Consider the following 25776-nt stretch of genomic DNA (forward strand, 5'->3'; position numbering starts at 1 on the left):
GCAGGCGAGATGCGGAACCCGCCACTTGCCACGACGATCCTGACGGTGCTCGCGCTGGGGACCTTGGCGGGCGCACCGCGCCCGGTCGCCGCCGCTCCCACGCCGGCCGTGTCCCCGATCCAGGTCAGCGGAGCCACCCGGGCCGAGTACGATGATGCGGCGCAGGAGTGGGTCTTTCGCGGTCCGCAGGTGGTGGTCGTCCGGGGGACGCTTCGGATCGCCGCCCCGCTGATCCGCTACAACGCCGCGGCGCACCTCCTCGAGGTGGCGGCGCGGGGCACGGTGACGACACCGACGCTCGAGGTCGCTGCGGACCGGATGACCGCGTCCCTCGCCACCCGGCACGTCACGGCCGTGGGGAGCGTCGCCGGCCGGTTCGAGGACGGGTCGGCCGCCGCGGCGCCGGGGGGGGCCGACTGGACCACGTTCTCCGCGGACGCGGTCGAGCTCGACGACCGCCCGGAGGCGCGCCAGTTCGTCGCGACGGGGCACGTCGTCGTGGTCCGGCGAGACCAGGAGCTCCGAGGCGATCGGGTGGCCTACAACCGGATCGCCGAGCAGGGGGCGATCGACGGGCACGCGGAGGTGATCCGGGGCACGAGCCGGTTGCTCGCCGATCACGTGCGCACGGATCAGGGCCGCGGGACCGCTCAGGCGGACGACCACGTGGTGCTGGAGCAGGAGGGGATGCGCGGGGTGGCCGATCACGCCACCTACGCCCGGGATACCCAGACCGCCGTCCTCCTCGGCCACGTCACCGTGACCCGGGGCCGCGACGTCCTCACGGCGGATCGGGCGACGGTGCGCCTCGATCAACACACCGCGCTCGCCGAGGGCGATCCGGCGAGGATCGTGGTCAACGCCGCGACTCCCGAGGCACCGACTCCTTGACCCGGGTCGTGCGGATCGCGCCTCCGCGCGGAGTGCTGCGCGCCCAAGGGCTGGTCAAGCAGTACGGGGCGCGGAAGGTCGTGAACGAGGTCTCGGTCGAGGTGGGCGCCCGGGAGATCGTCGGCCTCCTCGGCCACAACGGCGCCGGGAAGACGACGACGTTCTACATGATCGTGGGGTTGGTGCGGCCGGACGCCGGCGATGTGTGGATCGGCAGCCGCCGCGTAACCGAAGCCCCGGTGGACGTGCGCGTCCACGCCGGGTTGGGCTATCTCGCCCAGGAGGCCTCGGTCTTTCGCCGGCTCACCGTGGAGGAGAACATCCTGCTCGTGCTCGAGCGTGCCAAGCTCCCGCCCGAGGTCCGGCAGCAGCGGACGGACCGGCTGCTCGAGGAGTTTAAACTCACCGCGGTGCGGCGCCAGCCCGCCTGGACGCTGTCGGGGGGCGAGCGGCGGCGCGTGGAGATCGCCCGGGCCCTCGCGCTGGAGCCGGCCTTTCTGCTACTCGACGAGCCCTTCACCGGGATCGACCCGCGGTCGGTGCAGGAGCTGCAGCAGACGGTCCGCTACCTGAGGGAGCGCGGCCTGGGGGTGGTGATCACCGACCACAACGTCAGGGACACGCTGGCGATCACCGATCGGGTGGAGATCATCCACGAGGGGCGCATCCTCCTCAGCGGCAAGCCGCGGGAATTGCTGGCGAACCCGGAGGCGCGCCGCCTCTATCTGGGCGAGGGGTTCCGGCTGTGACGCTGGCCTGGGCGGAGCGTCGTCGCGGGCTTCCGCTCCCCACGCTGTCCCTCCTCGACCGCCTCTTGGCGACGGAGATCGGGCTGTCTTTTGGGTTCGGGTTGGCGTTCTTCACGACGCTTCTGGTGATGAATCACATCTTCTACCTGGCCCGCCTGGCGATCAATCAGGGGCTGCCGTTTGGGACGGCGCTGGAGCTGTTCGCCTACAAGGTGCCGTACCTGGTGGCCTTCAGCGCCCCGATGGGGGTGCTGCTCGCCACGGTGCTGGGGATCGGGCGGCTGACCGACAACCACGAGATCGCGGCGCTGCGGGTGTGCGGGACCAGCCTGTACCGCATCGCCGCCACCGTCGTCGCGTTGGGCTGCGTCGCCGCCGCCGGCAACTTCGTGTTCTCCGAGGGGGTCGTCAGCGTCGCCAACGATCGATACCGAAAGGTCCTCAACGACTTCACCTCCAAGGCGCCCGACCTGCAGCCCGTCCCGAACATCTTCTTCCAGGGCCCCAGCCCCGAGGGCGACGCGCTCTACCACGCGCAGCGCTACAACCCCGGGACGCAGACGCTGGAGGGGGTGACCGTCGTCTACATCAAGAAAGATCAGGCCCTCCGCATCATCCGGGCCCGCACCGCGAGCTACCGTCAGGGCGGGTCCTGGACGTTCCACGACGGGACGATCTTCGTGTTCGGGGAGGACGTGGTGACGACGAAGTTCGGGGCGATGGACCTCAACGTGCCCCGGTCCCCGCAGGACCTCACCCTTCCCCCCAAGGATCCGGCGGACATGAGCCTGCGGGAGCTGTCGGCGCAGGCCGCGGCGTCGCGGCGCCGCGGCGGGGACCCCCGGGCGCTCGTCACCGAGTTCCAGAATCGGCTGGCCGGGATCGCCAGCAGCATCGTGTTCGCGCTCGTGGCCCTCCCCCTCAGCCTCCGGCCCCACCGCTCCGGCCCCAGCATCGGCATGGGGCTGAGCATCCTCGTCCTGTTTGCCTACTACGCCGTCGCCATTCCCGCCCAGCTCGCCTCCGAAGGGCGGGTGCTCGCCCCCGCGCTCGGCGCGTGGCTCCCCAACGCGATGGTGGGGATCCTGGGCGCGGTGCTGCTCATTCGGGCGGCCCGATGAACGCGGCGGTCATCCTCATCCCCACGCTCATCCTGGTGAGCGGGCTGGTCGCGTTCGTCGGCAACCAGGTCGGGCGCAGCATCGGGCGCCGGCGGCTGGTGGCGTTGGGGCTCCGCCCGCGCTACACCGCGCAGCTGATCACGGTCATCACCGGGATGCTCATCACCGTCGTCACCCTCGCGGTCGTGCTCCTGGTGAGCAACGACGCCCGGCAGGCGCTGTTTCACCTGCAGGAGATCCGCCAGCAGATCGCGCAGCAGGAGGGGCAGCTGCGGGCGCTCCAGGTGCGGGACATCGTCTACCTGCACGACCAGGAGATCCTCCGCACCGTGATCGACGGAGGCGAGGATCCCACCGTCGTCCACAACCGAGTGCAGGCGTTCTTCGATCTGGGGACCCAGGCCGCGCGGCAGCGGGGGGCGGCGCCGGATGTGACGGGGGCGGTCGTGCAGATGTCCCCACCGGGACTGACCGCCAACGACGTCGCCCAGGACGTCGTGGAGCGTCATCAGCCGATGGTCGTGCGGATGATCGCCACCCAAAACTCCGTCCGGGGGGAGCCGGTGCAGGCGACCGTCATCGGGTTCCCCAACACGCTGGTGTTCAGGGGCAACGAGACGATCGCCACCAAGCGGCTCGATGGCGGGGCGTCTCGCCAGCAGATCGAGTCCGGGCTGCTGGAGCTCTCCGCGCAGGTCGCCACCACCGCAAAGCAGCGGGGCGTCATCTCGCCGCCGTTCGCGCTGGCCACCAGCCCCCCCGACATCCGCCTGGATCCGGCGGTGCTGCTCACGACGCTCGACCGCGTGCAGGCCCGCCGAGCCCCGGTGGACGTCAGTGTGGTCACGCTCGCCGACACCTATACGATCGGTCCGGTCACGCTGACGTTTCGGTGAAGGTGCTGGCGGTCGACCCCGGCCGCGGGAAGAGCGGGGTGGCGGTCTGCGGCCCGGATGGGGTGGTTGCGAGACGGGTGGTTCCCCTCGCCGACCTGGTCGACCTGGTAAGGCGTTGGGTAGCGGCGTACCAGGTCGACGTCGTGCTTATCGGAGATCAAACTGGATACAAACAAGTGTTCGATATGTTGGCGGGCCTTTCGGTCCCCGTGAGGTCTGCGGCGGAGCGGGGGAGCACGCTCCTGGCCAGGAGGCGGTATTTCCAGGACCATCCCCCACGGGGATGGCGGCGTTTCATCCCTCTGGGCCTTCAGCTTCCACCGGAGCCCTACGACGACTACGCTGCGGTGGTCCTGGCGGAAGGCTATCTTCGAAAAGGCTTGACACTTCCCGGAAAAGACGGGTAAAATGACTGCGTGTTGGGCCAGGGAGCATACGCGAGCAAGTCATCGTAAAGTCAAGCATTCCGAAGAGCGGACGCATAAATCAGGTCAGCGCCCGATCGATTCGCCAAGGTCGTTCTGAGTATCATCTTTAAAGGGACGGCTCGTCGGCATCCTCAGGTATGGAAGAGGAAGGCAACACCTCTTAACGTTTGGCTTTCAACGTTTACCGCTCCGACGGCCGAAGCGGCCGTAGTCGGGAGCTCGCCCGGAGAGGAGGGGAGGCAGGACAGGGTGGGGCCCGGGGGAGGGGTGTTACGCGGGTGCAAATGGGGACCGCTGGGGCAGAGAAAACACGGACACTCGCGCGCCGGCCCCCCAGAACGCGCCCGACATCACGCACGCAAGGGGGAATTGACCACATGAGACAGTTCGCGATGGCAGTCGCGGCCGTACTCGTGTTCGCGTTGGTCTCCCCCGCTTTCGCGCAGCCGTTCGCGGATACGCCGACCAATCACTGGGCGTACGACGCGATCGCTGAGCTGGCGGCGAAGGGCCTCATCGAGGGGTATCCCGATGGGACCTTCAAGGGCGATCGGGCCATGACGCGGTACGAGATGGCGATGGTGGTTGCGCGGTTGCTGGCGAGGATCGAGAGCATTCAGATCCCCGCCCCGACACCGCCGCCCCCACCCGAAGTGACCAAGGCGGATATCGACACGATTATGCGTTTGGTGAACGAGTTCCGGGCCGAACTGGCCGCGAAGAACGTACGGTTGACCGCGGTCGAGGAAGAGCTGAACGCGATCAAGGCTAGACTCGACAACGTCCGGGTCACCGGCGGCCTGCGGTTCCGGGAAGACCTGAACCAGCTCGAGGCCGGCAAGACGGCCACGGGCCTGAACGGCAACCCCAACACGGGGACCGTTTCCGCCTCGAACAGCCAACGGGGGAACCGGCCGCGATACGAGTTCAAGCTCGGGTTCGACGGCAGCGTCGCGCCCGATCTCCACTTCATCACCGCGCTGGAAAGCACCGGCGGCTACAACTTCTTCAACAGCTCCGCCTCCTTCCTCGGCGGGGCGGGCAACGGGTCGTTCGGCAGCGTCGACAGCGCGTTTCTCGATTGGAAGCCGATGTGGGCCGGCGGGACCACGGAAATCTGGTTCGGCCGATTCGGCTGCGACACCCCCTCCGGTGGCGGGTGCTACCCCGTGCAGTTCGGCCCCTTCGGGCTTCTCCTGAACGACACGGGCGACACCTGGGGCGACTCCACGGGTGAAAGCGCCACGGCGATCATGGACGGCCTGCGCGTCGCGTTCCATCTGGCCAGCGTGGCGGACCTCCAGGTCCAGGGCGTGTGGGCCCGGATCATCGGCAACACCGGTTCGATCAGCTATCCGAGCGGCGAGGATATGTACGGCATCGACGCGAACGTCCAGCTGTTCCCGGGCCTGAGGCTCGGGGCGGACTACGTCGCGAACACCATCGGCAACTTCGGCTCGAGCGGATTTACCCAGCCGGCCGGTGCGCCGAACATCTTCTACCACGTCTACGGTCCGGGGAACGGTTCGCTCAACCCGGCCACGGCGCGCTGCCTCACGGTCGCCGGCGGGATTACCTGCCCGGCGCAGGGCAACGGCTGGGGCGCCTACGTGCAGTGGGACGCCTTCCCTGGGATCCACCTCGACGTCGAGGCGGCCCAGTGGTCTGACAGCACGGCGGGCGGCGGGACGGACAACGGTTACAACGCGGTCGTGACGTGGAACCTGAACCAGCTCTTCGGGATTCTGCCGGGCCACAACTTCATCGTGACCACCGGCTACAACTACTACGGCACGAACTTCTACACGCCGTACGGTGCGGCCGAGTCGGACATCTTCGGGTGGGACGCGCTGTACCCAGGGAACGGCCAGGGGCTCACGGCGACGGTCAGCTATCAGATCCTGCAGCCGTTGACCGTGTACCTGGACTTCCTGACGGGCAACAGCGTTTCCAACAGCCAGCCGTTCCAGGAGTGGGAAGGCGGCATCGCCTACTCGTTCTCCGCGAATGCGAAGATCACGCTCAAGTATCGTGATCTGACCATGAACGGCGTCGACCAGCAGAACGTCTACCGGGCGCAGATCGACTACAGCTTCTAGCCGCTGCGGCGTTCGAATATCGCGGAGCGGCCCCCCGGGTTCCGGGGGGCCGCTCCGATTTCGTCCGCCTGCGGGATGCCTTTTCCTCTGTCTGATCCGGAGTCCGGTGAAGCGGTCAGGGGGTGGAGGCGGGTGTGACGCCTTGGGCCGTCTTCACGATTTCCCACTCCCTGCCCGTGAACCTGACCGTGTCGCCCAGCCCGACGGAGTTCCAGAAGCCCTGCGGGACGCTGTACGCTTCGCCGTTGACCGCGAGCACGAAGTCGCCGCTGTCCTGGCCGTTTCGAAACTTCTGCGTCACCGGCCCGTAGACGTACCCTTGGCCGCATCCTACGGTGTAATCGGCAGCGAACAGCGAAAGCACCAAAACGAACAAGAGTACCCGAACGGTCCCGATCCGCATCCGTGCACACCTCCTCGGGTTGCCACCTAAGTATATCCGCGATCACCTCCGCCGCGCAACCGGCGCGAACGACGCCGCGTTGACAGCGTTTCCCCGCCCATGCTAGCCTGGGCCAAAGCGTAACCGCCCAACCCCTCAAGGAGTGGTGCCCTGGTGGAGCCCCGGGACCGGCTGATCGTGGCGCTCGATGCAGGCTCGCTCGGTGAAGCCGAGGCGACCGCGGAACGTCTGCGCGGGACGGTCCGCTGGTTCAAGATCGGCTCCGGGTTGTACACCGCCGCCGGCCCGGCGGCGGTGCAGTCGCTCCTTCCCCACGGCCGCATCTTCTTGGATCTCAAGTTCCATGACATCCCGGCGCAGGTCGCGGGGGCCGTGGCCGCGGCGACCCGTCTGGGGGTCGATCTGATCAACGTGCACGCGGCGGGGGGAAGCGCGATGCTGCGCGCGGCCGCCGCGGCGGGGGAGGAGGCCGCGGCGGCGATGGGACGGCGCGCGCCGACGCTCCTCGGGGTGACGTTGCTCACCAGCGGAGACGCGGCGCTGGTGGAGGAGGTGGGCCTGGTCGGCACGCCCGCGGAGCTGGCGGTGCGCCTGGCACGGCTGGCCCGCGCTGCGGGCCTGGGCGGGGTGATCGCTTCGCCGCAGGACGCCGCGGCGATCCGGACGGCGTGCGGGCCGGACTTCCTGATCGTGTGCCCCGGGATCCGCCCCGCGGGAGCCGCGGTCGACGATCAGCGGCGCGTGCTCACCCCCGGCGAGGCGGTACGCGCCGGTGCCGACATGCTCGTCGTGGGCCGGCCGGTCACCCGGGCCGTCGATCCGCGCCGAGCGGCGGAGGCGGTGGTGCGGGAAATCGCCGATCTCGCGGGGACGCGTTGACACCCGGGGGAGCCCGTACTATAATGCGTTCAATTACCTGGAGCGCATCTGGCGCCGGGTACCTCTGGAGGGCCCATATCGGGTGGGGTTGCTGGACGACGTTTCCGAAGTGTTGATCCGCGAGGACGAGCTTCGGGCTCGCGTCGCGGATCTCGGTCGACAGATCAGCAAGGACTACGACAGCAAGACACCGCTCCTCGTCGGCATCCTGAAAGGCGCTTCGATCTTCCTCTCCGACTTGATCCGGCAGGTCACGATCCCATGCCTGATGGATTTCATAGCCACCAGCTCGTACGACGGAGGTACGGAGAGCTCCGGCATCGTGCGGATCCTCAAGGATTTGGATCAGACGATCGAGGGCCGGCACGTGCTCATCGTCGACGACATCATCGACACCGGGTACACGATGGACTACCTGCGGGAGACGCTCAGAGCGCGGTACCCGGCGAGCCTTCGGATCTGCGCGCTGCTCGACAAGACCAGTCGACGGCGGCGCCACGTCCCCATCGACTACCGCGGGTTTGAGATCCCCGACAAATTTGTCGTCGGCTACGGCCTGGACTACGGGGGCATCTACCGGAACCTGCCGTTCATCTGCGTGCTGAAGCCCGAAGCGTACACGTGACGGGGCAAGGGGTACGGCTGCCGGACCGGCGCGATAGTAGGGAGGTGGGTGAGGATGGAGTTCATCGGTAAGGGTCGGGCGGCGCGGCGCACGTACGGGTTTGACGAGATCGCGCTGGTGCCGGCATCGGCGACCGTGGATCCGAGCGACGTCGACGTCTCCTGGCGGGTCGCGGACCGGACATTCCCCCTGCCGATCGTGGCCTCGGCGATGGACAGCGTCGTGGACGTCCCGCTCGCCGTCGCCCTCTCGCGCCTCGGCGGCATGGCGGTGTTGAACCTGGAGGGGGTGCAGACCCGGTACGCGGATCCGAGGGACGTGCTCGACCGGTTGGCCGCCTCCCCGGCCGAGAAGGTCATCGACCTGATGCAGGAGGTCTACCGCGAGCCGATCAAGGACGACTTGGTCGCGCGCCGCATCGAGGAGATCCGGGACGGCGGAGGGGTCGCGGTCGTCTCCACCACCCCCGTGCAGGCCGGCCGGTTGGGGCCGCTCGCGGCGGAGGCGGGCGCGGCCACCCTGCTCGTGCAGTCGACCGTCATCACCGAGCAGCACCGCAGCGACCGCGGGGGCGCACTCTCGCTCCGCGAACTCACCGCGTCCATCGACATTCCCGTGATGGCGGGTAACTGCGTCTCCTACGAGGCGGCGCTGCAGTTGCTCGAGGCCGGGGTTGCCGCCCTGTTCGTCGGGGTGGGACCGGGCGCGGCGTGCACCAGCCGGAAGGTCTTAGGGGTCGGCGTGCCGCAGGCGACGGCGGTGGTCGATGTGGCGGCGGCGCGCGCCGAGTTCGAGCGGAGGACCGGCCGGCACGTGCCCATCGTTGCCGACGGCGGGATCGCGGTGGGGGGGGACGTGGCGAAGGCGGTGGCGTGCGGTGCGGACGCAGTGATGCTGGGGAGCCTGCTGGCCAGGGCCGAGGAGGCCCCGGGGCGTGGGTTCCATTGGGGAATGGCGACGCCCCACGCGGCACTGCCGCGCGGGACGCGCATCCGGGTGGGGACGACCGGAACCGTGAGCGATATCCTCTTCGGCCCGGCACGGGTCGACGACGGTTCGCAGAACCTCGTGGAGGCGCTGCGCACGGCGATGGGCATGTGCGGCGCCCGCACGCTCCGGCAGATGCAGCAGGCGGAGATCATCATCGCCCCGGCACTGTCGACGGAAGGCAAAACGCTGCAGATCGCCCAGCGCGTCGGGCAGGGGCGCTAGCGGGATGAGCCGCACGCTCAAAGAAGGGCGGCCCGCCGGCGGGCAACGCGAGTCGGGCGCGGCGCAGATCCCCCGGTCGGTCCAGGACTTGGTCGTCGTCCTGGATTTCGGGGCGCAGTACAGCCAACTGATCGCCCGCCGGGTCCGCGAACTGCGCGTGTACAGCCTCATCCTGCCCTTCGACACCCCGCTCGAGGAGCTGAGGGACCTCCGACCGCGGGGGCTGATCCTGTCCGGCGGGCCGGCCAGCGTCTACGATCCTGGCGCCCCCCGGTGCGATCCCGCGTTGTTCGCCTGCGGGATCCCGACCCTCGGGATCTGCTACGGCATGCAGTTGATGGCGCACAGCCTGGGAGGGCGCACGGGGCCGGCGGGCCGGCGGGAGTACGGGCGCACCCGGTTGTTCGTGGACGAGTCGGAAGGTTCGGACAGAATCTTTCACGGCCTGGAGCGGCGCCTGCTCTGCTGGATGAGCCACGGGGACACGGTCCACGCGCTGCCGGCGGGGTTCGAGACCCTCGCCCACTCCGACCACAGCCCCCACGCCGCGATCGCCGATCGCGTCCGGCGGCTGTACGGCCTGCAGTTTCACCCGGAGGTCTCCCACACCCCCTGGGGTACCGACGTCCTGCGGAACTTCCTCTACGAGGTCTGCGGGTGCGCCGCGTCGTGGTCGATGACCTCGTTTACCGAGCGCGCCGTGGAGGAGATCCGCGACCAGATCACGACCGGGCGCGCGATCTGTGCCCTCTCCGGCGGGGTAGATTCGGCCGCGGCCGCCGGGCTCGCCTTCCGCGCCATCGGCGACCGGCTGACCTGTGTCTTCGTCGACCACGGTCTCTTGCGCCGGGGTGAGGCCGCGCAGGTCGTCGAGGTCTTCCGCGACCACTTCGGGGTCCATCTCGTCCACGTGGACGCGCGCGCCCGCTTTTTGGCGCGGCTGACGGACGTCGCCGATCCGGAACGGAAGCGCACCCTGATCGGCAACGAGTTCATCACGGTCTTTGCCGAGGAGGCCGTCCGGATCGGGCGGCCGGAGTTTCTCGTGCAGGGGACCCTCTACCCCGATGTCATCGAGAGCGGCACCCGCACCGCCGCCCGGATCAAGACCCACCACAACGTCGGCGGGCTGCCCGCCGAGATGCCGTTCCGGCTGGTCGAGCCGCTGCGCACCCTGTTCAAGGACGAGGTGCGCCTGGTCGCCCGCTCGCTGGGGCTGCCCGAGGAGATGGTGTGGCGCCACCCGTTTCCGGGACCGGGGCTCGCCATCCGGGTGCTCGGCGAGGTGACCGAGGATCGGCTGGCGATCCTCCGGGAGGCGGACGCGATCGTCACCGAGGAGATCGGCCGGAGCGGATTGGGGCGGGAGCTGTGGCAGGCCTTCGCCGTCCTCCTGCCCGTCCACTCCGTGGGCGTGGCCGGGGACGCCCGGACCTACGGGCACGTCGTCGCGGTCCGGGCGGTAACCAGTCAGGATGGGATGACGGCGGACTGGGCCCGGCTGCCCGCCGACCTGCTGGAGACGATCAGCAACCGCATCACGGGAGAGGTTCGAGGGTGTAGCCGCGTCGTCTACGACATCAGCAGCAAACCGCCTGCTACAATAGAATGGGAATGATCTCGAGAGGAGGGGCCGTGGATTCATTCACGAGGCCCGCTCCCGATTTTGATGCCCTGCTCAACCCCGCGCAGCGCGAAGCGGTCGGGCACGGGGACGGACCGCTGCTCATCCTCGCCGGGGCCGGCTCCGGGAAGACCCGCGTCCTGACATACCGGATCGCCGCCCTGATCCGAGACCGCGGCGTTCCGCCGCAGCGGATCCTGGCGGTGACGTTTACCAACAAAGCCGCCGGCGAGATGCGCGAGCGGGTGGAGCGGTTGGTCGGGCTGCCGATTGCCCGCGCGGTGTGGATGGGGACGTTTCATGCGATCTGCAGCCGGATCCTCCGCCGCTCGGGGGCTCCCGTGGGGGTGGACCCCCGGTTTACCATCTACGACACCGATGACCAGCGGGCGATGATGCGCGAGGTGATCCGGACACTCGACGTCGACGACCGCCAGTTTCCTCCGGCCGCGGTCTTGGCGGCGGTGGGCCGCGCGAAGAACGAGCTCGTGGACCACGTCGCTTTCGCCAGGCGGGCGGAGACCACTCGCGACGAGGTGCTCGGCAAACTCTACGCCGCCTACCAGCGGCGGCTGGATGAGTGCCACGCCCTCGACTTCGACGATCTCCTCGTCCGGACGGTGCAGCTGCTGCGCGAGCACCCGGCGACGCTGGCGGAGTACCAAGGACGCTTTCGGCACCTCCTGGTGGACGAGTACCAGGATACCAACCATGCCCAGTACCTGTTCCTCAGCCTGCTGGCGCAGGCGCACCGGAACGTCTGCGTCGTCGGGGACGACGATCAGGCGATCTACCGGTGGCGGGGGGCGGATGTCCGCAACATCCTCGAGTTCGAACGGGACTACCCGGATGCCCGCGTCATCAAGCTGGAACAGAACTACCGGTCGACCGGCCACATCCTCGCCGCCGCGGCGGCGGTGATCCGCCACAACCCGCACCGGCACACCAAGGCCTTGTGGACCGAGAACGGGGAGGGGGACCCCGTCGTACTCTACGAGGCGTTCGACGGGTACGACGAGGCGCGGTACGTGGGGGATCTCATCCGGGCGCACCGGACGGCGGGGGGACAGGCCGGCGAGATCGCGATCCTCTACCGGACGAACGCGCAGTCCCGCCAGTTCGAGGAGACGTTCCTGCGGCTCGGCATCCCGTATCAGATCGTCGGCGGCCTCCGGTTCTACGAGCGCGCCGAGGTCAAGGATCTCCTCGCCTATCTTCGGCTCGCGTACAATCAGGCGGACGAGGCCAGCCTGCGGCGGGTGATCAACGTGCCGCGGCGGGGGATCGGCGAGGGGACGGTGCGCCGGCTGGAGACGTGGGCCCGGGCCGAGGGGCGCTCGCTGTGGGAGGCCCTGCGCGCCGGGGAGGCGGGGCTCGCTCCCCACCTCCACCGCGCCGCCGCCGAGTTCGCCGCCCTGATCGACGGATTGAGCCGGTACGCCGCCGAGCATTCCGCCCGCGATGTGCTGGTGCATGCCGTCGACGCGACCGGCTACCGCCGGATGCTGGAGGCCGAAGGGACGGACGAGGCCTACGCCCGGCTGGAGAACCTCGACGAGTTGGCGGCGGTGGCGGAGGAGGTCGAGGTGACGATCGGGGAGCCGACGCTGGAGGCGTTTCTCCAGCACCTCGCGCTGATCACCGACGTCGATGCGCTGCAGGACCGCACGGACCGCGTGACCCTGATGACCCTGCACAGCGCGAAGGGGCTGGAATTCCCGGTGGTGGTGCTGGCGGGGATGGAAGAGGGGCTCTTCCCCCACGTCCGTTCGCTGGAGGAAGAGGCGAGCCTGGAGGAGGAGCGGCGCCTGTGCTATGTGGGCATGACACGCGCCCGCCGACGGCTGATCCTGACCTACGCCCACCAGCGGGCGGCGTTCGGCCCGGCCCGGCCCGGGCTGCCCTCGCGGTTTCTGGCTGAGGTTCCCGCGGAATTGCTCACGCGCGCCGCGACCCCCCGTACGCCGACCGGCGACTGGCCCGATGAAGATCGGCCGGTCCCCGAGGTGGCGGTGGGCGATGTCGTCCGGCACAAGACCTTCGGCACCGGCCGCGTGCTCGAGGTCGACGGCGAGGGCCCCCGGGCGATCATCACCGTTCGGTTCGATGAGGTCGGCACGAAGCGCCTCGCCCTGGGCTACGCCCCGTTGCAGGTCACGGGCGGCGGGCGGGAATCATCCGCCGACCAGGCGAATATTCGGAATACCTGAAGATGCGGATGACCTCGCGTGCGGCGGCGTGATCCCGAGCGAGCCCAGCAGCCGCGCACCAGGAAGGAGCCCCTCGACGTGAGAGCCCTCGCCATCTTTTGCCTCCTGGCGGCAACCGTTGCCATCCCCCCAGTGGTTGGTGCTGCGCCGCCGTCGCTGGGGCTTCCGGGGCTGCCGCACCCCAAGGTGATGGTGGGCGAGCCCGGGCGTTTCGGGGGGACGTTCCTCGACGCCCAGGTCAGCGACCCGCGAACCTTCAACCCCATCCTTGTTCAGGAATCCACCTCATCCGGACCGATCGGGAACCTGTTCGAGGGGTTGGTCGAGGACAACGGGGAAACGACCGAGACCGAGCCCGCCCTGGCCGAGTCCTGGACGACCAGCAAGGACGGCCGTACGTGGACGTTCGTGCTGCGCAAGGGGATCGAGTGGACCGATGGGGTGCCGTTCACGGCGGACGACGTGGCGTTTACGTTTCAGGTCATCTACGACAAACAGATCCCCAACAGCCTGAAGGACGTCCTGAGCGTAGAAGGCAGGCCGATCCAGGTCGACAAAGTCGATGCGTGGACCGTGCGCTTCCGCACCGCCGTTCCCTTCGGCCCCTTCCTGCGGCAGATCGGCGTCCCGATCATTCCGAAGCACAAGCTGCTGGCGGCCTACACGGCGGGGAAGTTCAACCAGACCTGGGGGGTGAATACACCGCCGCGCGACCTGGTCGGTACCGGTCCGTACATCATGACCGAGTACAAGCCGGCGCAGCGCTTCTTCTATACGCGAAACCCGCACTACTGGCGGGTCGATCAGGCCGGGCACCGCCTGCCCTACATCGACAAGGTCGTCCTGACGATCGTGCCGGACGCCAACGCCAGCCGGCTGCTGTTCCAGCAGGGAGGCACCGACGAGTACGGGATCCGGCCGCGGGAGTACGCCGAGTTCAAGCGGGGCGAGCGCGCCGGCCACTACACCGTGTACGACGGCGGGCCGACGTTCGGCACCGAGTTCCTGACCTTCAACGAGAACCCCCAAGGCGGCCTGGCCGACTACAAGCTGAAGTGGTTCCAGAACCAGAAGTTCCGCCAGGGGGTGGCCTACGCGATCGACCGGCAGGCGATCATCGCCCAAGTCTACGCCGGCCACGCCATCCCCCAGTACGGGCCGGAGAGCCCGGCCGACAAGTTCTTCTTCGACCCCCACGTGATGTCGTACCCCTACGACCTCGACCGGGCGGCGGCGACCCTGGCGGAGGCCGGGCTGAAGAAAGGGCCGGACGGTGTCCTCCGCGACGCGGAGGGCCATGCGGTGCAGTTTATCATCAGCACGAACTCCGACAACCCCGACCGCGTGGCGATCGGCAACATCATCCGCCAGGACCTCGAGCGCCTGGGGATGCAGGTGACGCTGGCGCCGGAGGCGTTCAACACGTTGGTGAACAAGCTGGTGGAGTCGTACAAGTGGGAAGCGATGGTGATGGGCCTCACCGGCGGCATCGAACCCCACAGCGGGCAGAACGTCTGGAAGTCGTCGGGCACCCTGCACATGTGGTATCCGAAGGAGCCCAAACCGGCGACGCCGTGGGAGGCGCAGGTGGACCGGTACTTCGACCTCGCCGCCACCACGGTGAACCAGAACCTGCGCAAGGACGATTACGACAAGTACCAGGCGATCGTGGCCGAGCAGGTTCCGTTCATCTACACCGCGATTCCGAACGCGTACATCGCGGTGCGCAATCGGTTCGGGAACATCAGGTACACCGCGTTTGGCGGTCCCTTCTGGAACTTCCCGGTGATCTACATCAAGCCCTGATGCGGCATCGTGGCGGTCGGGCACGGCGCAACGGCGTGAGCGCGGGAGAGGGTGGGGGAGGCGGGCCGGCCCGCCCGTCCCGACGGCGGCCCTAGGGCGGGTCCTCCCCCTCGACCATGATTCGGTACATCATCCGCCGGGTGATCCTGCTGGGCCCCCTGCTCGTGGGGATCACCTTCGTGTCCTGGGCGGCGATCCAGCTAGCCAAAGGCTCGGGAGACTATTTCCAGGCGCTCGTCCTCCAGTACCCGCAGATCAGCCCGGCCACGATCGCCGGGCTCCGCGCCCGCTTCGGGATGGATCAGCCGCCCTGGATTCAGTACCTGCGGTGGCTCTGGAACATCCTCCATCTGGATTTCGGACTGTCCTTTGCCTACCAGGTGCCGGTGACCTGGCTGATCGCGAGCCGGGCGCTCAACACCCTGCTCCTCTCCATTACCTCGCTCGTCGTCGCCTGGTCGATCGCCATCCCGGTCGGCATCTACTCGGCCGTGCACCAGTACTCGATCGCGGATGGGGTGTTCAGCGCCGCCGCGTTCATCGCCATCTCCATCCCGAGCTTCTTCAGTGCGCTGCTGCTGCTGTACGCGGCGTTTTGGACGCACCTCGTGCCGCTGCAGGGGCTCACCAGCGTCTACTACGACGGCCTCCCCTGGTACGGCAAGATGCTCGACATCGCCTGGCACCTCATCCTGCCGACGATCGCCCTCGGCGTCTTCTCCGTCGGTGGGTTGATGCGGTACATGCGCACCAATCTGCTCGACGTCCTGAGGGCCGATTACGTGAAGACCGCCCGGGCCAAGGGCGTCCCCGAGCGCCGGGTTATTTTCCGCCACGCCGTCCGGAACGCCATCAATCCGCTGGTGACCCTCTTCGGATTTGAGCTGGGCGGCCTGCTGAGCGGCGCCGCGTTTGTGGAGAACATCCTGGGATACCCGGGGCTTGGCCGGCTCATTCTGGAGGCCCTCCTGAAGAAGGACATCTTTGTGGTGATGGGGAGCCTGCTGCTCGGCAGCGTCCTGCTGATCCTCGGCAATCTCACCGCGGACATCCTGCTCGCCTACGTGGATCCGCGGATCCGGTATGATTGAGCGGACCCGCTAGTGGCGCGAGACCTGGCCGCCGCGCGATCGGCCGCGCAGCAGCAGCGGGAGGCGGCGCGCGCCCGCACACCGCTGCAGTTGGCCTGGCGGCAGCTGCGGCGCCACAGGCTGGCCCTGCTCAGCGGGGCGGCGCTGGTCGTCATCTACGCCGTCATGGTGTTCGCCGAGTTCCTGGCCCCCTACGCCCTCGACTTCTCCGATCGGACCCTGTTCTACGCGCCCCCGGTGGGGGTGCACCTCGTCGATGCGCGGGGGCGGTGGCACGCGCGCCCGTTCGTCTACGCCTACCGCCTGGTCGATCCGGATCTCCGCCTCTACGGGCCCGACACCTCGCGCACCTACGACATCCACTTCTTCGTCCGGGGGTTCCGCTACCGGCTGCTCTGGGTCGTCCCGACCGACGTCCACCTGATGGGCGTCGACGACCCGGCGCGGCTCTTCCTCTTCGGCAGCGATCAGTTCGGCCGGGACCTGCTCTCCCGGATGCTCTCCGGCAGCCGGGTCTCGCTGATGATCGGCCTGTTGGTGGTCCTGATCACCTTTCCGATCGGGCTGATCCTCGGGGGGATCGCCGGCTTCTACGGCGGATGGATCGACAACGTCATCATGCGGTCGGTCGAAGTGCTGGCCTCGTTTCCGACCTTCTATCTCCTGCTCACCCTGGCGACGGTGCTGCCGGCGACCCTCAGCAGTGCGGCCCGGCTGTTCATGATCGCCGCGGTGTTCAGCCTGGTGGGCTGGGGGGGGCTCGCCCGCATCATCAGGGGATTGGTGCTCAGCATCCGGGAGCTGGAGTTCGTGCTCGCCGCCCGGGCCGGGGGGTTGAACGATTTGCGCGTGATCACCCGGCACATCCTCCCCAGCACGTCCTCCTACGTCATCGTCGCCGCGACGCTGACGATTCCGGGGGTGATCCTGGGGGAGAGCGGGCTCTCCTATCTCGGCATCGGCGTCCAGGAGCCCAGCACCAGCTGGGGCCTCCTGCTCGCCCAGGCCCAGAGCATCGACGTCCTCACGCAGTTCCCCTGGCTGCTCCTGCCGGGGCTCGCCATCGTGCTGGTGATCCTCTTCTATAACTTTTTCGGGGATGGTGTTCGAGATGCCCTCGACCCACGGCAGCGCTCCTCGTAAGACGGCGACCCGCCCCCGGCGGGGGCTCCCCCTCGTCCCCGCCGCGATCGCCCTGGTCTTGGTCATCGTGGGCGGGGTCGTCGTCTGGAATCGGATCGCTCGGGTCCAGGAGGGGGTGGTGGTGCCTCCGGTGCCGCAGGGGGTCACCAGGGATCCGGCCACCCGAGCGCGCGGGGCCGTGGTCAGCATCTCGGGGGAGGAAAGCCATCCGCGCGCCACCTACGATCCGGCGGCGGGGACGGTGACCGTGCGCTTTCAGTCCAAGTACTACGACCCCAAGCACACCGCGGCGCTCAACCGGCAGTACCTGGCGACGGAGGGCCGGCTGGTCGTCCAGTTGATCCTGTACAACGACCCCGAGATCGGCCGGGCCGTCGTCGACCTGTACCAGGGCCGGCGGCTGCTGGCCACCGTGGGGGGGGGCCCGGCGAATTCCTACAACGACTATACGGTTCAGTATCCGAAGGATCTCCCCTGAGGCCCTTCGGGCGGCGTCCGGGGGAGGCTCCCGTGACGCAAGCGGAGCGCTCCCCGGGCCCACAGGCCAGCGGCGGCGGGGAGAGGATTTGAGAGGAGCCTAATGGAATGGTGCCGTGTTGATGGGTGATGCATAACACCGGCACAAGGCCCGGGGAGGGGTGACGGGTGGCCGACCCGCTGCTTTCAGTCCGAAACCTGAAGACCTACTTCTATACCGACGAAGGGGTCGTTCGGGCGGTCGATGGCCTCAGCTACGACCTGCAACGCGGGGAGACGCTGGGCATCGTCGGGGAGTCGGGGTGCGGCAAGAGCGTCCACGCCCTGTCCGTGATGCGGCTGATCCCGACGCCGCCAGGCAAGATCGTGGACGGGCAGATCTTCTTCGAGGGTCGGGATCTGCTGAAGTTGTCCGACGAAGAGATGCGGAAGATCCGCGGCAACCGGATCGCGATGGTCTTTCAGGAACCGATGACCTCGCTCAATCCCGTGCTCACGATCGGCGAGCAGATCGCCGAGGCGGTGATGCTTCACCAGCGGCTCGACAAAAGGGCCGCCTGGGGGCGCGCCGCCGAGATGCTCGATCGCGTGAAGATCCCCTTGGCCAAGCAGCGGGTGAAGGACTACCCCCACCAGTTCTCCGGAGGGATGCGCCAGCGCGTCATGATCGCGATGGCGCTCTCCTGCAACCCTTCCGTGCTCCTGGCCGACGAGCCGACGACCGCGCTGGACGTGACGATTCAGGCGCAGATCATCGAGTTGATGCGCGAGCTGCAGCGGGACTTCGGGACGTCGATCATCATGATCACCCACAACCTCGGGGTGGTCGCGGAGATGTGCGACAACGTCGTCGTGATGTACGCCGGCCGGCCGGTCGAACACACCGACATCAAACGGACCTTTAAGGAACCCAAACACCCGTACACCTGGGGCCTGCTGCACTCCGTCCCGAAGCTGTACGTACGGCAGGAGCGGCTGGTCCCGATCGAGGGACAACCCCCGAGCCTGATCGACCTGCCGCCGGGGTGTTCGTTCGCCCCGCGGTGCCCGTTCGCCATGGAGGTCTGCGTGCAGGTCGATCCGCCTGACCTGACCGTGTCCCCCGGGCACACGGCGAAGTGCTGGCTGTACTCGGACAAGGCGACGGAGAAGGAGAAGGAAGCCGCCGCGGCGGCGGGCCTGGCGGCGTCGTTGAGCTCGTCCACGTAGTTCGCATCCCGGACGGGGTGGGGGGGACGGATGGCAGCGAACAGCGAGATTCTCCTGGAGGTCAAGAACCTCCGCAAGTACTACCCGGTGACGAAGGGGTTCATCTTCCAGCGCCAGGTGGGGGCCGTCAAAGCGGTCGACGATATCAGCTTCTTCATCCGGAAGGGCGAGACCCTCGGGCTGGTGGGGGAGTCCGGGTGCGGCAAGACCACCACGGGCCGGGTGATCCTCCGGCTCCAGGAGCCGACCCAAGGGGAAGCGCTCTTCGAGGGACGGGACATCTTCAAGCTCCGGAAGGAAGAGCTCCGCCGGCTCCGTCGGGACATGCAGATCATCTTCCAGGATCCGTACTCCTCGCTCAACCCGCGGATGACCGTCGGGGACATCATCGGCGAGCCGCTGGAGATCCACAAACTCGCCCGCGGGAAGGAAAAGGTCCGGCGCGTTCAGGAGCTGCTCGAGGTCGTCGGCCTCTCCCCGTACCATGCCAACCGCTACCCCCACGAGTTCAGCGGCGGCCAGCGGCAGCGGATCGGGATCGCCCGGGCGCTCGCGGTCAACCCCAAGCTGATCATCGCCGATGAGCCGGTCTCCGCGCTCGACGTCAGCATCCAGGCGCAGGTGCTCAACCTCCTGGAGGAGCTGCAGAAAGAGTTCGGGCTGACCTACCTGTTCATCGCGCACGACCTCTCGGTGGTGAAGCACATCAGCGACCGGATCGCCGTGATGTACCTCGGGAAGATCGTGGAGCTGGCCGCGACCGAGGACCTGTTCAGCACCCCCCAGCATCCCTACACCGAGGCGCTGCTCTCCGCGGTGCCGATCCCGAACCCGGAACTGCGCCGGGAGCGCATCATTCTGCCGGGGGACGTGCCGAGCCCCATCAACCCGCCCTCGGGGTGCCGGTTCCACACCCGGTGCCTGTACGCCGAGCCGAGGTGCAAGGTGGACGAGCCGGAGTTCCTTGACGACGGCCGCGGGCACTTTACCGCCTGCCACGTCATGCCGTTCAAGACCCAGCGCAGCAAGGCCGCGGTGCTGCCCCGGCAGGCGGTGAACCCCTAAGTGAACCTCCCGCGGGGGTTCTCCGTATTCTCGGGGACCAATCGATGTCGCTTTTGCTTCGGGTTGGGGCATGTCTAGGATACGCATCACTTCGGGGGGCGGAGACCGATGAGGAGCCAGCGGCTGGGGGCGTTGTGTCTGGTCGGCGTATTGTTCGTGCTGACCCTGGGCACCGGTGCGCGCGGGGCCAGCGAACCCGTCAAGAATCCGGATACGTTCGTCACGCTGCGGTACGGGGATCCCGAAAGCCTCGACCCGGCCTGGGCCTACGACACGGCGAGCACCGAGATCGTCTACCCCAACGTCTACGAGGCGCTGATCGGCTACGACGGCACCGTCCTCTCGCACTACGTGCCGATGCTCGCCACGGCGGTCCCCTCGCTGGCCAACCATCTGGTCAGCGCCGACGGGCTGACGTACACCTTCCCGATCCGGACGGGCGTGAAGTTCCACGACGGCACGACGATGACGCCCGAGGACGTGCGGTACTCGATGCTCCGGTTCATGCTGCAGGATCGGGACGGCGGGCCGTCCTGGCTGCTGCTGACCCCGCTGCTCGGGGTGGCCAGCACCCGCGACTCCGCGGGAAAGATCGTCGTCACCTACGAGCAGGCGGCCAAGGCCGTGGCCGTGCAGGGGGACAACGTGGTCTTCCACCTGGCGCATCCCTATGGGGCGTTCTTGAGCATTATGGCGGCGTGGTCGTTCGTGCTGCCCAAAGCCTGGGCGGCGGCGCACGGCGATTGGGACGGCAACCCGGCCACCTGGCAGAAGTACAACAACCCCAAGCTGCAGGACCGCTACGAGTTCGACCACATGAACGGCACCGGGCCGTTCACGCTGGAGTCGTGGGACCGGCAGTCGAAGCAGATCCTCCTCACCCGAAACGCCGCGTACTGGAGAAAGCCGGCCCGCCTGGCCCGGGTGGTGATCCGCAACGTCTCGGAGTTCACCACCCGGCGGCTGGCGCTCCAGCAGGGAGACGCCGACCTCGTCGCGGTGGACCGGTCGGACCAGAGCAAAGTGGAGGGGCTGCCCGGGGTGAAAATTGAGGACAACCTGCCATTGCTCGTCCTCCAGGTGCTGCAGTTCAACTGGAAGATCGACGCCACCGGCAATCCCGATGTGGGCAGCGGGAAGCTCGACGGGAACGGGATCCCGCCGGATTTCTTCAGCGACGTCCACGTCCGCCGCGCCTTCGCCTACGCCTTCGACTACGGGACCTTCATCCGGGATGCGTACCGGGGAAAGGCCATCCAGCCAAACGGTCCGATCATCCAGGGGCTCCTCGGGTACACCCCAACCGCCCCAGTGGTCGCGTTCGATATCGCCAAGGCGACCCAGGAGTTCAAGGAAGCCTGGGGAGGGAAGCTCTGGGACGCCGGGTTCAAGTTTACGCTGACGTACAACACGGGGAACTCGGCACGCCAGATCGCCTCCGAGATCATCAAGGACAAGGTGCAGGCCATCAACCCGAAATTCAAGATCGACGTCCGGAACATCCAGTGGTCGACGTTCCTCGGGGCCACCCGGGCGCACAAGGGGACCCTCTACGCGCTGGGGTGGGCGGTCGACTATCCCGACCCCGACGATTTCGCGGCGCCGTTCATGGACAGCCGGGGGACCTACCCCCCGGAAAACAGCTATAGCAACCCCGAAGCCGACAAACTGGTGAAGGAAGGCGCCGAGGCCACCGATCCCGCAAAGCGGAAGGCGATCTACGAGCAGCTGACCAAGGTGTCTTCCAATGACGTCCCCTACATCTACGAGGCGCAGCCGACTGGTTTTGCGGTGATGCGGTCGTGGGTGCGGGGATGGTACTACAACGCCGTGATCATCCAAGACTACTACCCATTGTTCAAGCAGTAGCACACGTCGGCGGGCCGGCCCCGGGTGGGCCGGCCCGCACCGCCGATGATCGCCTTCATATTTCGCCGGCTGCTCCTCCTCCCATTCGTCGCCCTGGGCGTGTCGCTGCTGATCTTTTCCCTGACGCAGTTCCTGACCCCGGCGATGCGGGCCAGCCTCTACATCCACGACCCAAAACAGCTGGCGGCGCTGCCGGAGATCATCCGGAAATACCACCTCGATCAACCCGTCTACGTCCAGTACGGAGGGTGGCTCGCCCAGATCGCGCACGGGGATCTCGGCTGGAGCGAGACGGCGCGGGAGCCCGTCGCCGACGCGATCCGCGGCTACTTCCCCGCGACCTTTGAGCTCGGCCTCTACTCGTTCCTCTGCATCCTCGGGTTCGGCATCTGGCTGGGGACCCAATCGGCGGTGCACAAGGACCGGATCATCGATCACCTCAGCCGGTTCACGTCGATCAGCGGGGCCTCGCTGCCGACGTTCGTCTGGGGCCTGCTGCTGCTGATGGTGTTCTACGGCCACTTCGGCTGGTTTGCGCCGGGGCGGCTCTCGCTCGACGCCGACCTGTTCGTGCACAGCCCCCGATTTCACGCATTTACCGGCCTCATGACCATCGACGCGGTGCTGAACGGCCAGTGGTGGGTGTTCTGGGATGCGGTGCGCCACCTGGTGCTGCCGGTGGCGACGCTGACCTACTACCTCACGGCCGTGCTCGTCCGGATCACCCGCTCCTCGATGCTGGAGACCTTGGCCGCCGACTACGTCCGCACCGCCCGGGCGAAGGGGCTGGCGCAGCACGTGGTCGTCGACAAGCACGCCCGCCGGAACGCCCTCATCCCGGTGATCACCCTCGCCGGGCTCCTCTTCGTGGGGCTGCTGAGCGGGGTGGTGATCACGGAGACCGTCTTCAATTTCCCGGGGATCGGCCGCTGGGGCGTGGGGGCCAGCCAGCAGCTCGACATCCCCGCGGTGACCGGGTTTGCGCTGATCTTCGCCGGCCTCCTCGTGCTGGGAAACCTCTGCGCGGACGTCCTCTACGCCGTGGTGGACCCGCGGATCCGACTGCATTGAGCGCGGTACGCTCCGCCCCAGCCCTCCCCCTCTCGCGGGCGTCCGGCGTGCCGCGGCGGGTGGAGACCGGGTGGCACCGCACGGTGCGCCGGTTTCGGAAGAACCCGCTGTCCGTGCTCGGCGGGCTGATCGTGGTGCTTTTTGCGCTGGTCGCCCTGCTGGCCCCGGTCCTGGCGCACCCGACCGAGCGGAATCCCTACATGATCCCCCACTCCGGGTACTCCAGCGATCCGCGCCCGCCCGGGCCGGGACACCCCTTCGGCACCACCGAGGAGCAGTTCGACCTGTACTACGGGGTGATCTGGGGGGCGCGCACCGCGTTCGTCGTCGCGCTGACGGTGGTGGCGACGGCCGTGGTCACGGCGCTGATCCTGGGCAGCGTCAGCGGGTACTACGGCGGGCCCGCGGACGAGCTGGTGATGCGGATTACCGACATCTTCCTGGCATTCCCCGGGCTGATCCTGGCCGTGGTGATCGTGGCGGTGCTGGGGCAGAGCGTCCGGAACGCGGTCATCGCCATCGCCGTGGTGGAGTGGCCGACCTACACCCGCCTCCTGCGGGGCGAGTTTCTCCGGGTGCGCGACATCGAATACGTGCAGGCCGCCCAGGCCCTGGGGGGTGGCGACTTCCACATCATCACCCGCCACGTGATTCCCAACACCATCTATCCGATGTTGATCCTGGCCTCGTTGAACATGGGGGGCATCGTCATCACCTTCGCCGCCCTCTCCTTCTTGGGCCTCGGCGCGCCCCCCGGCTACGCCGACTGGGGGCAGCTGATCAACCTGTCCCACAACTGGATCGCGGGAACGGCCGGCGACCCCTTCACGTACTGGTACACCCTCATCGTCCCGGGGACCGCGATCTTCCTGTTCGTCCTGGGATGGAACCTCCTCGGGGACGCCTTCCGCGACATTTTCGATCCCCACCTTCAGGGGAGCCGGTAGCCGCCCATCCAGGGAACCCGTTCCTCCTGACCGAACACGGTCTCCATGGGCGAGGCCCGTCCGCGGGCTCGCCCGTCCATCTGCCAGAGGAGGGGGAGGAGATGCACACGGTACCATGGATCCGGCGCACGACCGCCGTGGCCGCCGCGGTGCTCCTGATCGGCGCACTGAGCGTGGTCACCGTTCGCGGCGCGGGGGAGCCGGTGAAAAATCCGGGGACGTTCGTCGAGCTGCAGTTTGGGGATGTGAGCAGCCTCGATCCCGATCTCGCCTACGACATCTACTCCGCCGAACCGATCTGGCCCAACGTCTACGAGACGCTGATCACGTACAGCGGGTCGTCGCTCGACAAGTTTCAACCGATGCTGGCGACCGAAGTGCCGAGCCTGGCCAACCACCTGATCAGCCCGGACGGGCTCACCTACACCTTTCCGATCCGGAAGGGCGTCCACTTTCACGACGGGTCGGTGATGACCCCCGATGACGTCGTCTACTCGATCCGGCGGTTTCTGCTCCAGGACAGGCCGGCGGACCGGCGTGGCTCCTGCTCAGCCCGCTCTTGGGGATCGACAGCACCCGCGACGACAAGGGGAAGATCCAGGTGGCCTTCGCCGACGTCGCGCGGGCGGTGAGCGCCAAGGGCGACGACGTCGTCATCCACCTGAAGAAGCCCTTCGCGCCGTTCCTGACGATCATCGCCGCCTGGGGAGGCGTGATGCCGCGCGCCTGGGCGGCGGCGCACGGGGATTGGGACGGCAGCGCGGGGACGTGGCAGAAGTACAACAACCCCAAGACCGAGGACCGCTACGCCTTCGACCACATGGACGGCACGGGGCCCTTCAAGCTCGATCACTGGGACCGCCAGGCCAAAGAAGTCCTCCTCGTCCGGAACGACAGCTACTGGCGACTCCCGCCGCGCTCGAGCGGGTCGTGATCCAGTCGGTGGCGGAGTTCACCGCCCGGCGCCTGCAGCTGCAGCAGGGCGACGCCGACCTGGTCGTCGCCTCGCTGAACCAGGAGAACCAGCTGCGCGGCCTGCCGGGCACGGTGATCGAAGACAACCTCCCCCAGATCGCCGTCCAGACGCTGCAGTTCAACGTCAAGATCAACACCGAGGCCAACCCGGACGCGGGCAGCGGCCGCCTGGACGGCGCGGGGATCCCGCCGGACTTCTTCGCCGACATCCACGTGCGGCGGGGATTCGCCTATGCCTTCGACTACGCCGCGAACCTGAACGGGGCCTACGCCGGCAAGGGCGTCCTGCCCCACGGCCCGATCGTGCAGGGGCTGCTGGGGTTCGACCCCACGATCCCGGTGTACACGACGAGCCGCGAGAAGGCCGTCGCCGAGTTCAAGGAGGCGATGGGGGGCAAGGTCTGGGACACCGGGTTCAAGCTCACGATCCCGTACACCGCCGGGAACACCGCGCGGCAGGTGGGGGCGCAGATCGTCAAGGACACGGCCGAGGCGATCAACCCCAAGTTCCAGATCGCGTCCCGGCCGGTGCCGTCCAGCGCCCTGACTGACCTCCTCTTCAGCCACAAGGGGACGATGTACTTCCTGGGCTGGTTCGCCGATTATCCGGACCCGCACGACTTCGCGCAGCCGTTTCTGTCGGCGAACGGGTACTTCCCGGTCCGGGGTGGGTACCGGAATCCCGAGGCGGACCGGCTGATCGACCAGGCCGTCGGCACCGCCGACCCGGAGAAGCGAAAGGCCCTCTACAAGCAGCTCTCCATGATCGCCTACAACGATGTTCCGTACCTGTTCCTCGTCCAGCCCGTCACCTACTACGCGATGCGCTCGTGGGTGCACGGCTGGTACTACAACCCGATCTACCCGGGGCAGTACTTCTACACGATCAGCAAGCGCTGACCCGCCGGGCGTTCTCCGATGAGTCCGCGGGGCGGCCCGATGCTTGAGCCGCCCCGCGGCGCTGTGCTACGATGACACCGGATGGA

At 68.0% G+C, this 25776-nt stretch carries 24 protein-coding genes; 23 read left to right on the top strand and 1 reads right to left on the bottom strand.

Going from position 1 to position 25776, the window contains the following annotated elements; all coding sequences use genetic code 11:
- Positions 1–9: 9 nt before the first annotated feature.
- The 6 genes from VKV57_07650 (at position 10) to VKV57_07675 (ending at position 6184) form a co-directional block, all read left to right on the top strand.
- Complete coding sequence (locus tag VKV57_07650; protein ID HLW59787.1) at positions 10–891, top strand: LptA/OstA family protein; 882 nt, start codon at positions 10–12, stop codon at positions 889–891.
- Entirely contained in the window at positions 888–1640 is a 753-nt protein-coding gene (lptB, locus tag VKV57_07655) for an LPS export ABC transporter ATP-binding protein (GenBank protein ID HLW59788.1), read from the top strand. Before VKV57_07650 ends, lptB begins: the two co-directional genes overlap by 4 nt.
- Positions 1637–2761, top strand: a complete 1125-nt coding sequence (locus VKV57_07660; protein HLW59789.1) for an LptF/LptG family permease — start codon at positions 1637–1639, stop codon at positions 2759–2761. Before lptB ends, VKV57_07660 begins: the two co-directional genes overlap by 4 nt.
- Positions 2758–3657 (top strand): DUF3084 domain-containing protein, encoded by a 900-nt coding sequence (locus VKV57_07665; protein ID HLW59790.1) that lies wholly within the window; start codon positions 2758–2760, stop codon positions 3655–3657. Before VKV57_07660 ends, VKV57_07665 begins: the two co-directional genes overlap by 4 nt.
- A complete protein-coding gene (locus VKV57_07670) occupies positions 3654–4064 on the top strand; it encodes a hypothetical protein (GenBank protein HLW59791.1) in 411 nt (136 codons plus the stop codon). Before VKV57_07665 ends, VKV57_07670 begins: the two co-directional genes overlap by 4 nt.
- A gap of 398 nt (positions 4065–4462) precedes the next feature.
- Positions 4463–6184 carry an S-layer homology domain-containing protein gene (locus VKV57_07675; protein HLW59792.1) on the top strand — a complete coding sequence of 574 codons (1722 nt, stop codon included), beginning with the start codon at positions 4463–4465 and terminating at the stop codon, positions 6182–6184.
- Between the two features lie 115 nt (positions 6185–6299).
- On the opposite strand, the gene VKV57_07680 is transcribed toward VKV57_07675, so the two are convergent.
- Positions 6300–6587, bottom strand: coding sequence for a hypothetical protein (locus VKV57_07680; protein HLW59793.1), 288 nt, complete (start codon positions 6585–6587; stop codon positions 6300–6302).
- A gap of 153 nt (positions 6588–6740) precedes the next feature.
- Here VKV57_07680 and pyrF point away from each other — a divergent pair, with 153 nt between their 5' ends.
- From pyrF to VKV57_07765, 17 genes are all read left to right on the top strand, one after another.
- Positions 6741–7466 carry an orotidine-5'-phosphate decarboxylase gene (pyrF, locus tag VKV57_07685; protein HLW59794.1) on the top strand — a complete coding sequence of 242 codons (726 nt, stop codon included), beginning with the start codon at positions 6741–6743 and terminating at the stop codon, positions 7464–7466.
- An 88-nt stretch (positions 7467–7554) separates the two neighbouring features.
- A complete protein-coding gene (gene hpt, locus VKV57_07690) occupies positions 7555–8091 on the top strand; it encodes a hypoxanthine phosphoribosyltransferase (GenBank protein ID HLW59795.1) in 537 nt (178 codons plus the stop codon).
- A 54-nt stretch (positions 8092–8145) separates the two neighbouring features.
- Positions 8146–9303, top strand: coding sequence for a GuaB3 family IMP dehydrogenase-related protein (locus tag VKV57_07695; GenBank protein ID HLW59796.1), 1158 nt, complete (start codon positions 8146–8148; stop codon positions 9301–9303).
- 4 nt (positions 9304–9307) lie between these two features.
- A complete protein-coding gene (gene guaA / locus VKV57_07700) occupies positions 9308–10921 on the top strand; it encodes a glutamine-hydrolyzing GMP synthase (GenBank protein HLW59797.1) in 1614 nt (537 codons plus the stop codon).
- A 17-nt stretch (positions 10922–10938) separates the two neighbouring features.
- Positions 10939–13137 (top strand): UvrD-helicase domain-containing protein, encoded by a 2199-nt coding sequence (locus VKV57_07705; protein HLW59798.1) that lies wholly within the window; start codon positions 10939–10941, stop codon positions 13135–13137.
- A gap of 78 nt (positions 13138–13215) precedes the next feature.
- Positions 13216–14943 carry an ABC transporter substrate-binding protein gene (locus VKV57_07710; protein ID HLW59799.1) on the top strand — a complete coding sequence of 576 codons (1728 nt, stop codon included), beginning with the start codon at positions 13216–13218 and terminating at the stop codon, positions 14941–14943.
- Between the two features lie 116 nt (positions 14944–15059).
- Positions 15060–16034, top strand: a complete 975-nt coding sequence (locus VKV57_07715) for an ABC transporter permease (GenBank protein HLW59800.1) — start codon at positions 15060–15062, stop codon at positions 16032–16034.
- Between the two features lie 12 nt (positions 16035–16046).
- Entirely contained in the window at positions 16047–17177 is a 1131-nt protein-coding gene (locus VKV57_07720; protein HLW59801.1) for an ABC transporter permease, read from the top strand.
- Positions 17146–17655, top strand: a complete 510-nt coding sequence (locus tag VKV57_07725) for a hypothetical protein (GenBank protein HLW59802.1) — start codon at positions 17146–17148, stop codon at positions 17653–17655. Before VKV57_07720 ends, VKV57_07725 begins: the two co-directional genes overlap by 32 nt.
- A gap of 167 nt (positions 17656–17822) precedes the next feature.
- Complete coding sequence (locus VKV57_07730) at positions 17823–18863, top strand: ABC transporter ATP-binding protein (GenBank protein HLW59803.1); 1041 nt, start codon at positions 17823–17825, stop codon at positions 18861–18863.
- 30 nt (positions 18864–18893) lie between these two features.
- Positions 18894–19928 carry an ABC transporter ATP-binding protein gene (locus VKV57_07735; protein ID HLW59804.1) on the top strand — a complete coding sequence of 345 codons (1035 nt, stop codon included), beginning with the start codon at positions 18894–18896 and terminating at the stop codon, positions 19926–19928.
- A gap of 108 nt (positions 19929–20036) precedes the next feature.
- Positions 20037–21797, top strand: a complete 1761-nt coding sequence (locus VKV57_07740; protein ID HLW59805.1) for an ABC transporter substrate-binding protein — start codon at positions 20037–20039, stop codon at positions 21795–21797.
- Between the two features lie 45 nt (positions 21798–21842).
- On the top strand, positions 21843–22868 hold the full coding sequence (locus tag VKV57_07745; protein ID HLW59806.1) for an ABC transporter permease: 1026 nt from the start codon (positions 21843–21845) through the stop codon (positions 22866–22868).
- Positions 22869–22915: 47 nt separating this feature from the next.
- A complete protein-coding gene (locus VKV57_07750) occupies positions 22916–23815 on the top strand; it encodes an ABC transporter permease (protein HLW59807.1) in 900 nt (299 codons plus the stop codon).
- A gap of 101 nt (positions 23816–23916) precedes the next feature.
- The gene (locus VKV57_07755) at positions 23917–24447 is read left to right on the top strand and encodes an ABC transporter substrate-binding protein (GenBank protein HLW59808.1); all 531 of its coding nucleotides are present in this window, start codon (positions 23917–23919) and stop codon (positions 24445–24447) included.
- Positions 24417–24749, top strand: coding sequence for an ABC transporter substrate-binding protein (locus tag VKV57_07760; protein ID HLW59809.1), 333 nt, complete (start codon positions 24417–24419; stop codon positions 24747–24749). Before VKV57_07755 ends, VKV57_07760 begins: the two co-directional genes overlap by 31 nt.
- On the top strand, positions 24746–25690 hold the full coding sequence (locus VKV57_07765; protein ID HLW59810.1) for an ABC transporter substrate-binding protein: 945 nt from the start codon (positions 24746–24748) through the stop codon (positions 25688–25690). The genes VKV57_07760 and VKV57_07765 overlap by 4 nt, the downstream gene beginning before the upstream one ends.
- The last annotated feature ends 86 nt before the right edge of the window (positions 25691–25776 follow it).

It is taken from the genome of bacterium (assembly GCA_035307765.1).
Lineage (GTDB): Bacteria > Sysuimicrobiota > Sysuimicrobiia > Sysuimicrobiales > Segetimicrobiaceae > Segetimicrobium.

Bases quoted from the DNA above. Each gene is read 5' to 3' on its own strand.
- VKV57_07740 (HLW59805.1), top strand. From the start codon at position 20,037: ATGAGGAGCCAGCGGCTGGGGGCGTTGTGTCTGGTCGGCGTATTGTTC.
- VKV57_07725 (HLW59802.1), top strand. From the start codon at position 17,146: ATGCCCTCGACCCACGGCAGCGCTCCTCGTAAGACGGCGACCCGCCCC.
- VKV57_07745 (HLW59806.1), top strand. From the start codon at position 21,843: ATGATCGCCTTCATATTTCGCCGGCTGCTCCTCCTCCCATTCGTCGCC.
- VKV57_07735 (HLW59804.1), top strand. From the start codon at position 18,894: ATGGCAGCGAACAGCGAGATTCTCCTGGAGGTCAAGAACCTCCGCAAG.
- VKV57_07665 (HLW59790.1), top strand. From the start codon at position 2,758: ATGAACGCGGCGGTCATCCTCATCCCCACGCTCATCCTGGTGAGCGGG.
- VKV57_07675 (HLW59792.1), top strand. From the start codon at position 4,463: ATGAGACAGTTCGCGATGGCAGTCGCGGCCGTACTCGTGTTCGCGTTG.
- VKV57_07715 (HLW59800.1), top strand. From the start codon at position 15,060: ATGATTCGGTACATCATCCGCCGGGTGATCCTGCTGGGCCCCCTGCTC.
- VKV57_07695 (HLW59796.1), top strand. From the start codon at position 8,146: ATGGAGTTCATCGGTAAGGGTCGGGCGGCGCGGCGCACGTACGGGTTT.
- VKV57_07680 (HLW59793.1), bottom strand. From the start codon at position 6,587: ATGCGGATCGGGACCGTTCGGGTACTCTTGTTCGTTTTGGTGCTTTCG.
- VKV57_07650 (HLW59787.1), top strand. From the start codon at position 10: ATGCGGAACCCGCCACTTGCCACGACGATCCTGACGGTGCTCGCGCTG.
- guaA (HLW59797.1), top strand. From the start codon at position 9,308: ATGAGCCGCACGCTCAAAGAAGGGCGGCCCGCCGGCGGGCAACGCGAG.
- VKV57_07755 (HLW59808.1), top strand. From the start codon at position 23,917: ATGCACACGGTACCATGGATCCGGCGCACGACCGCCGTGGCCGCCGCG.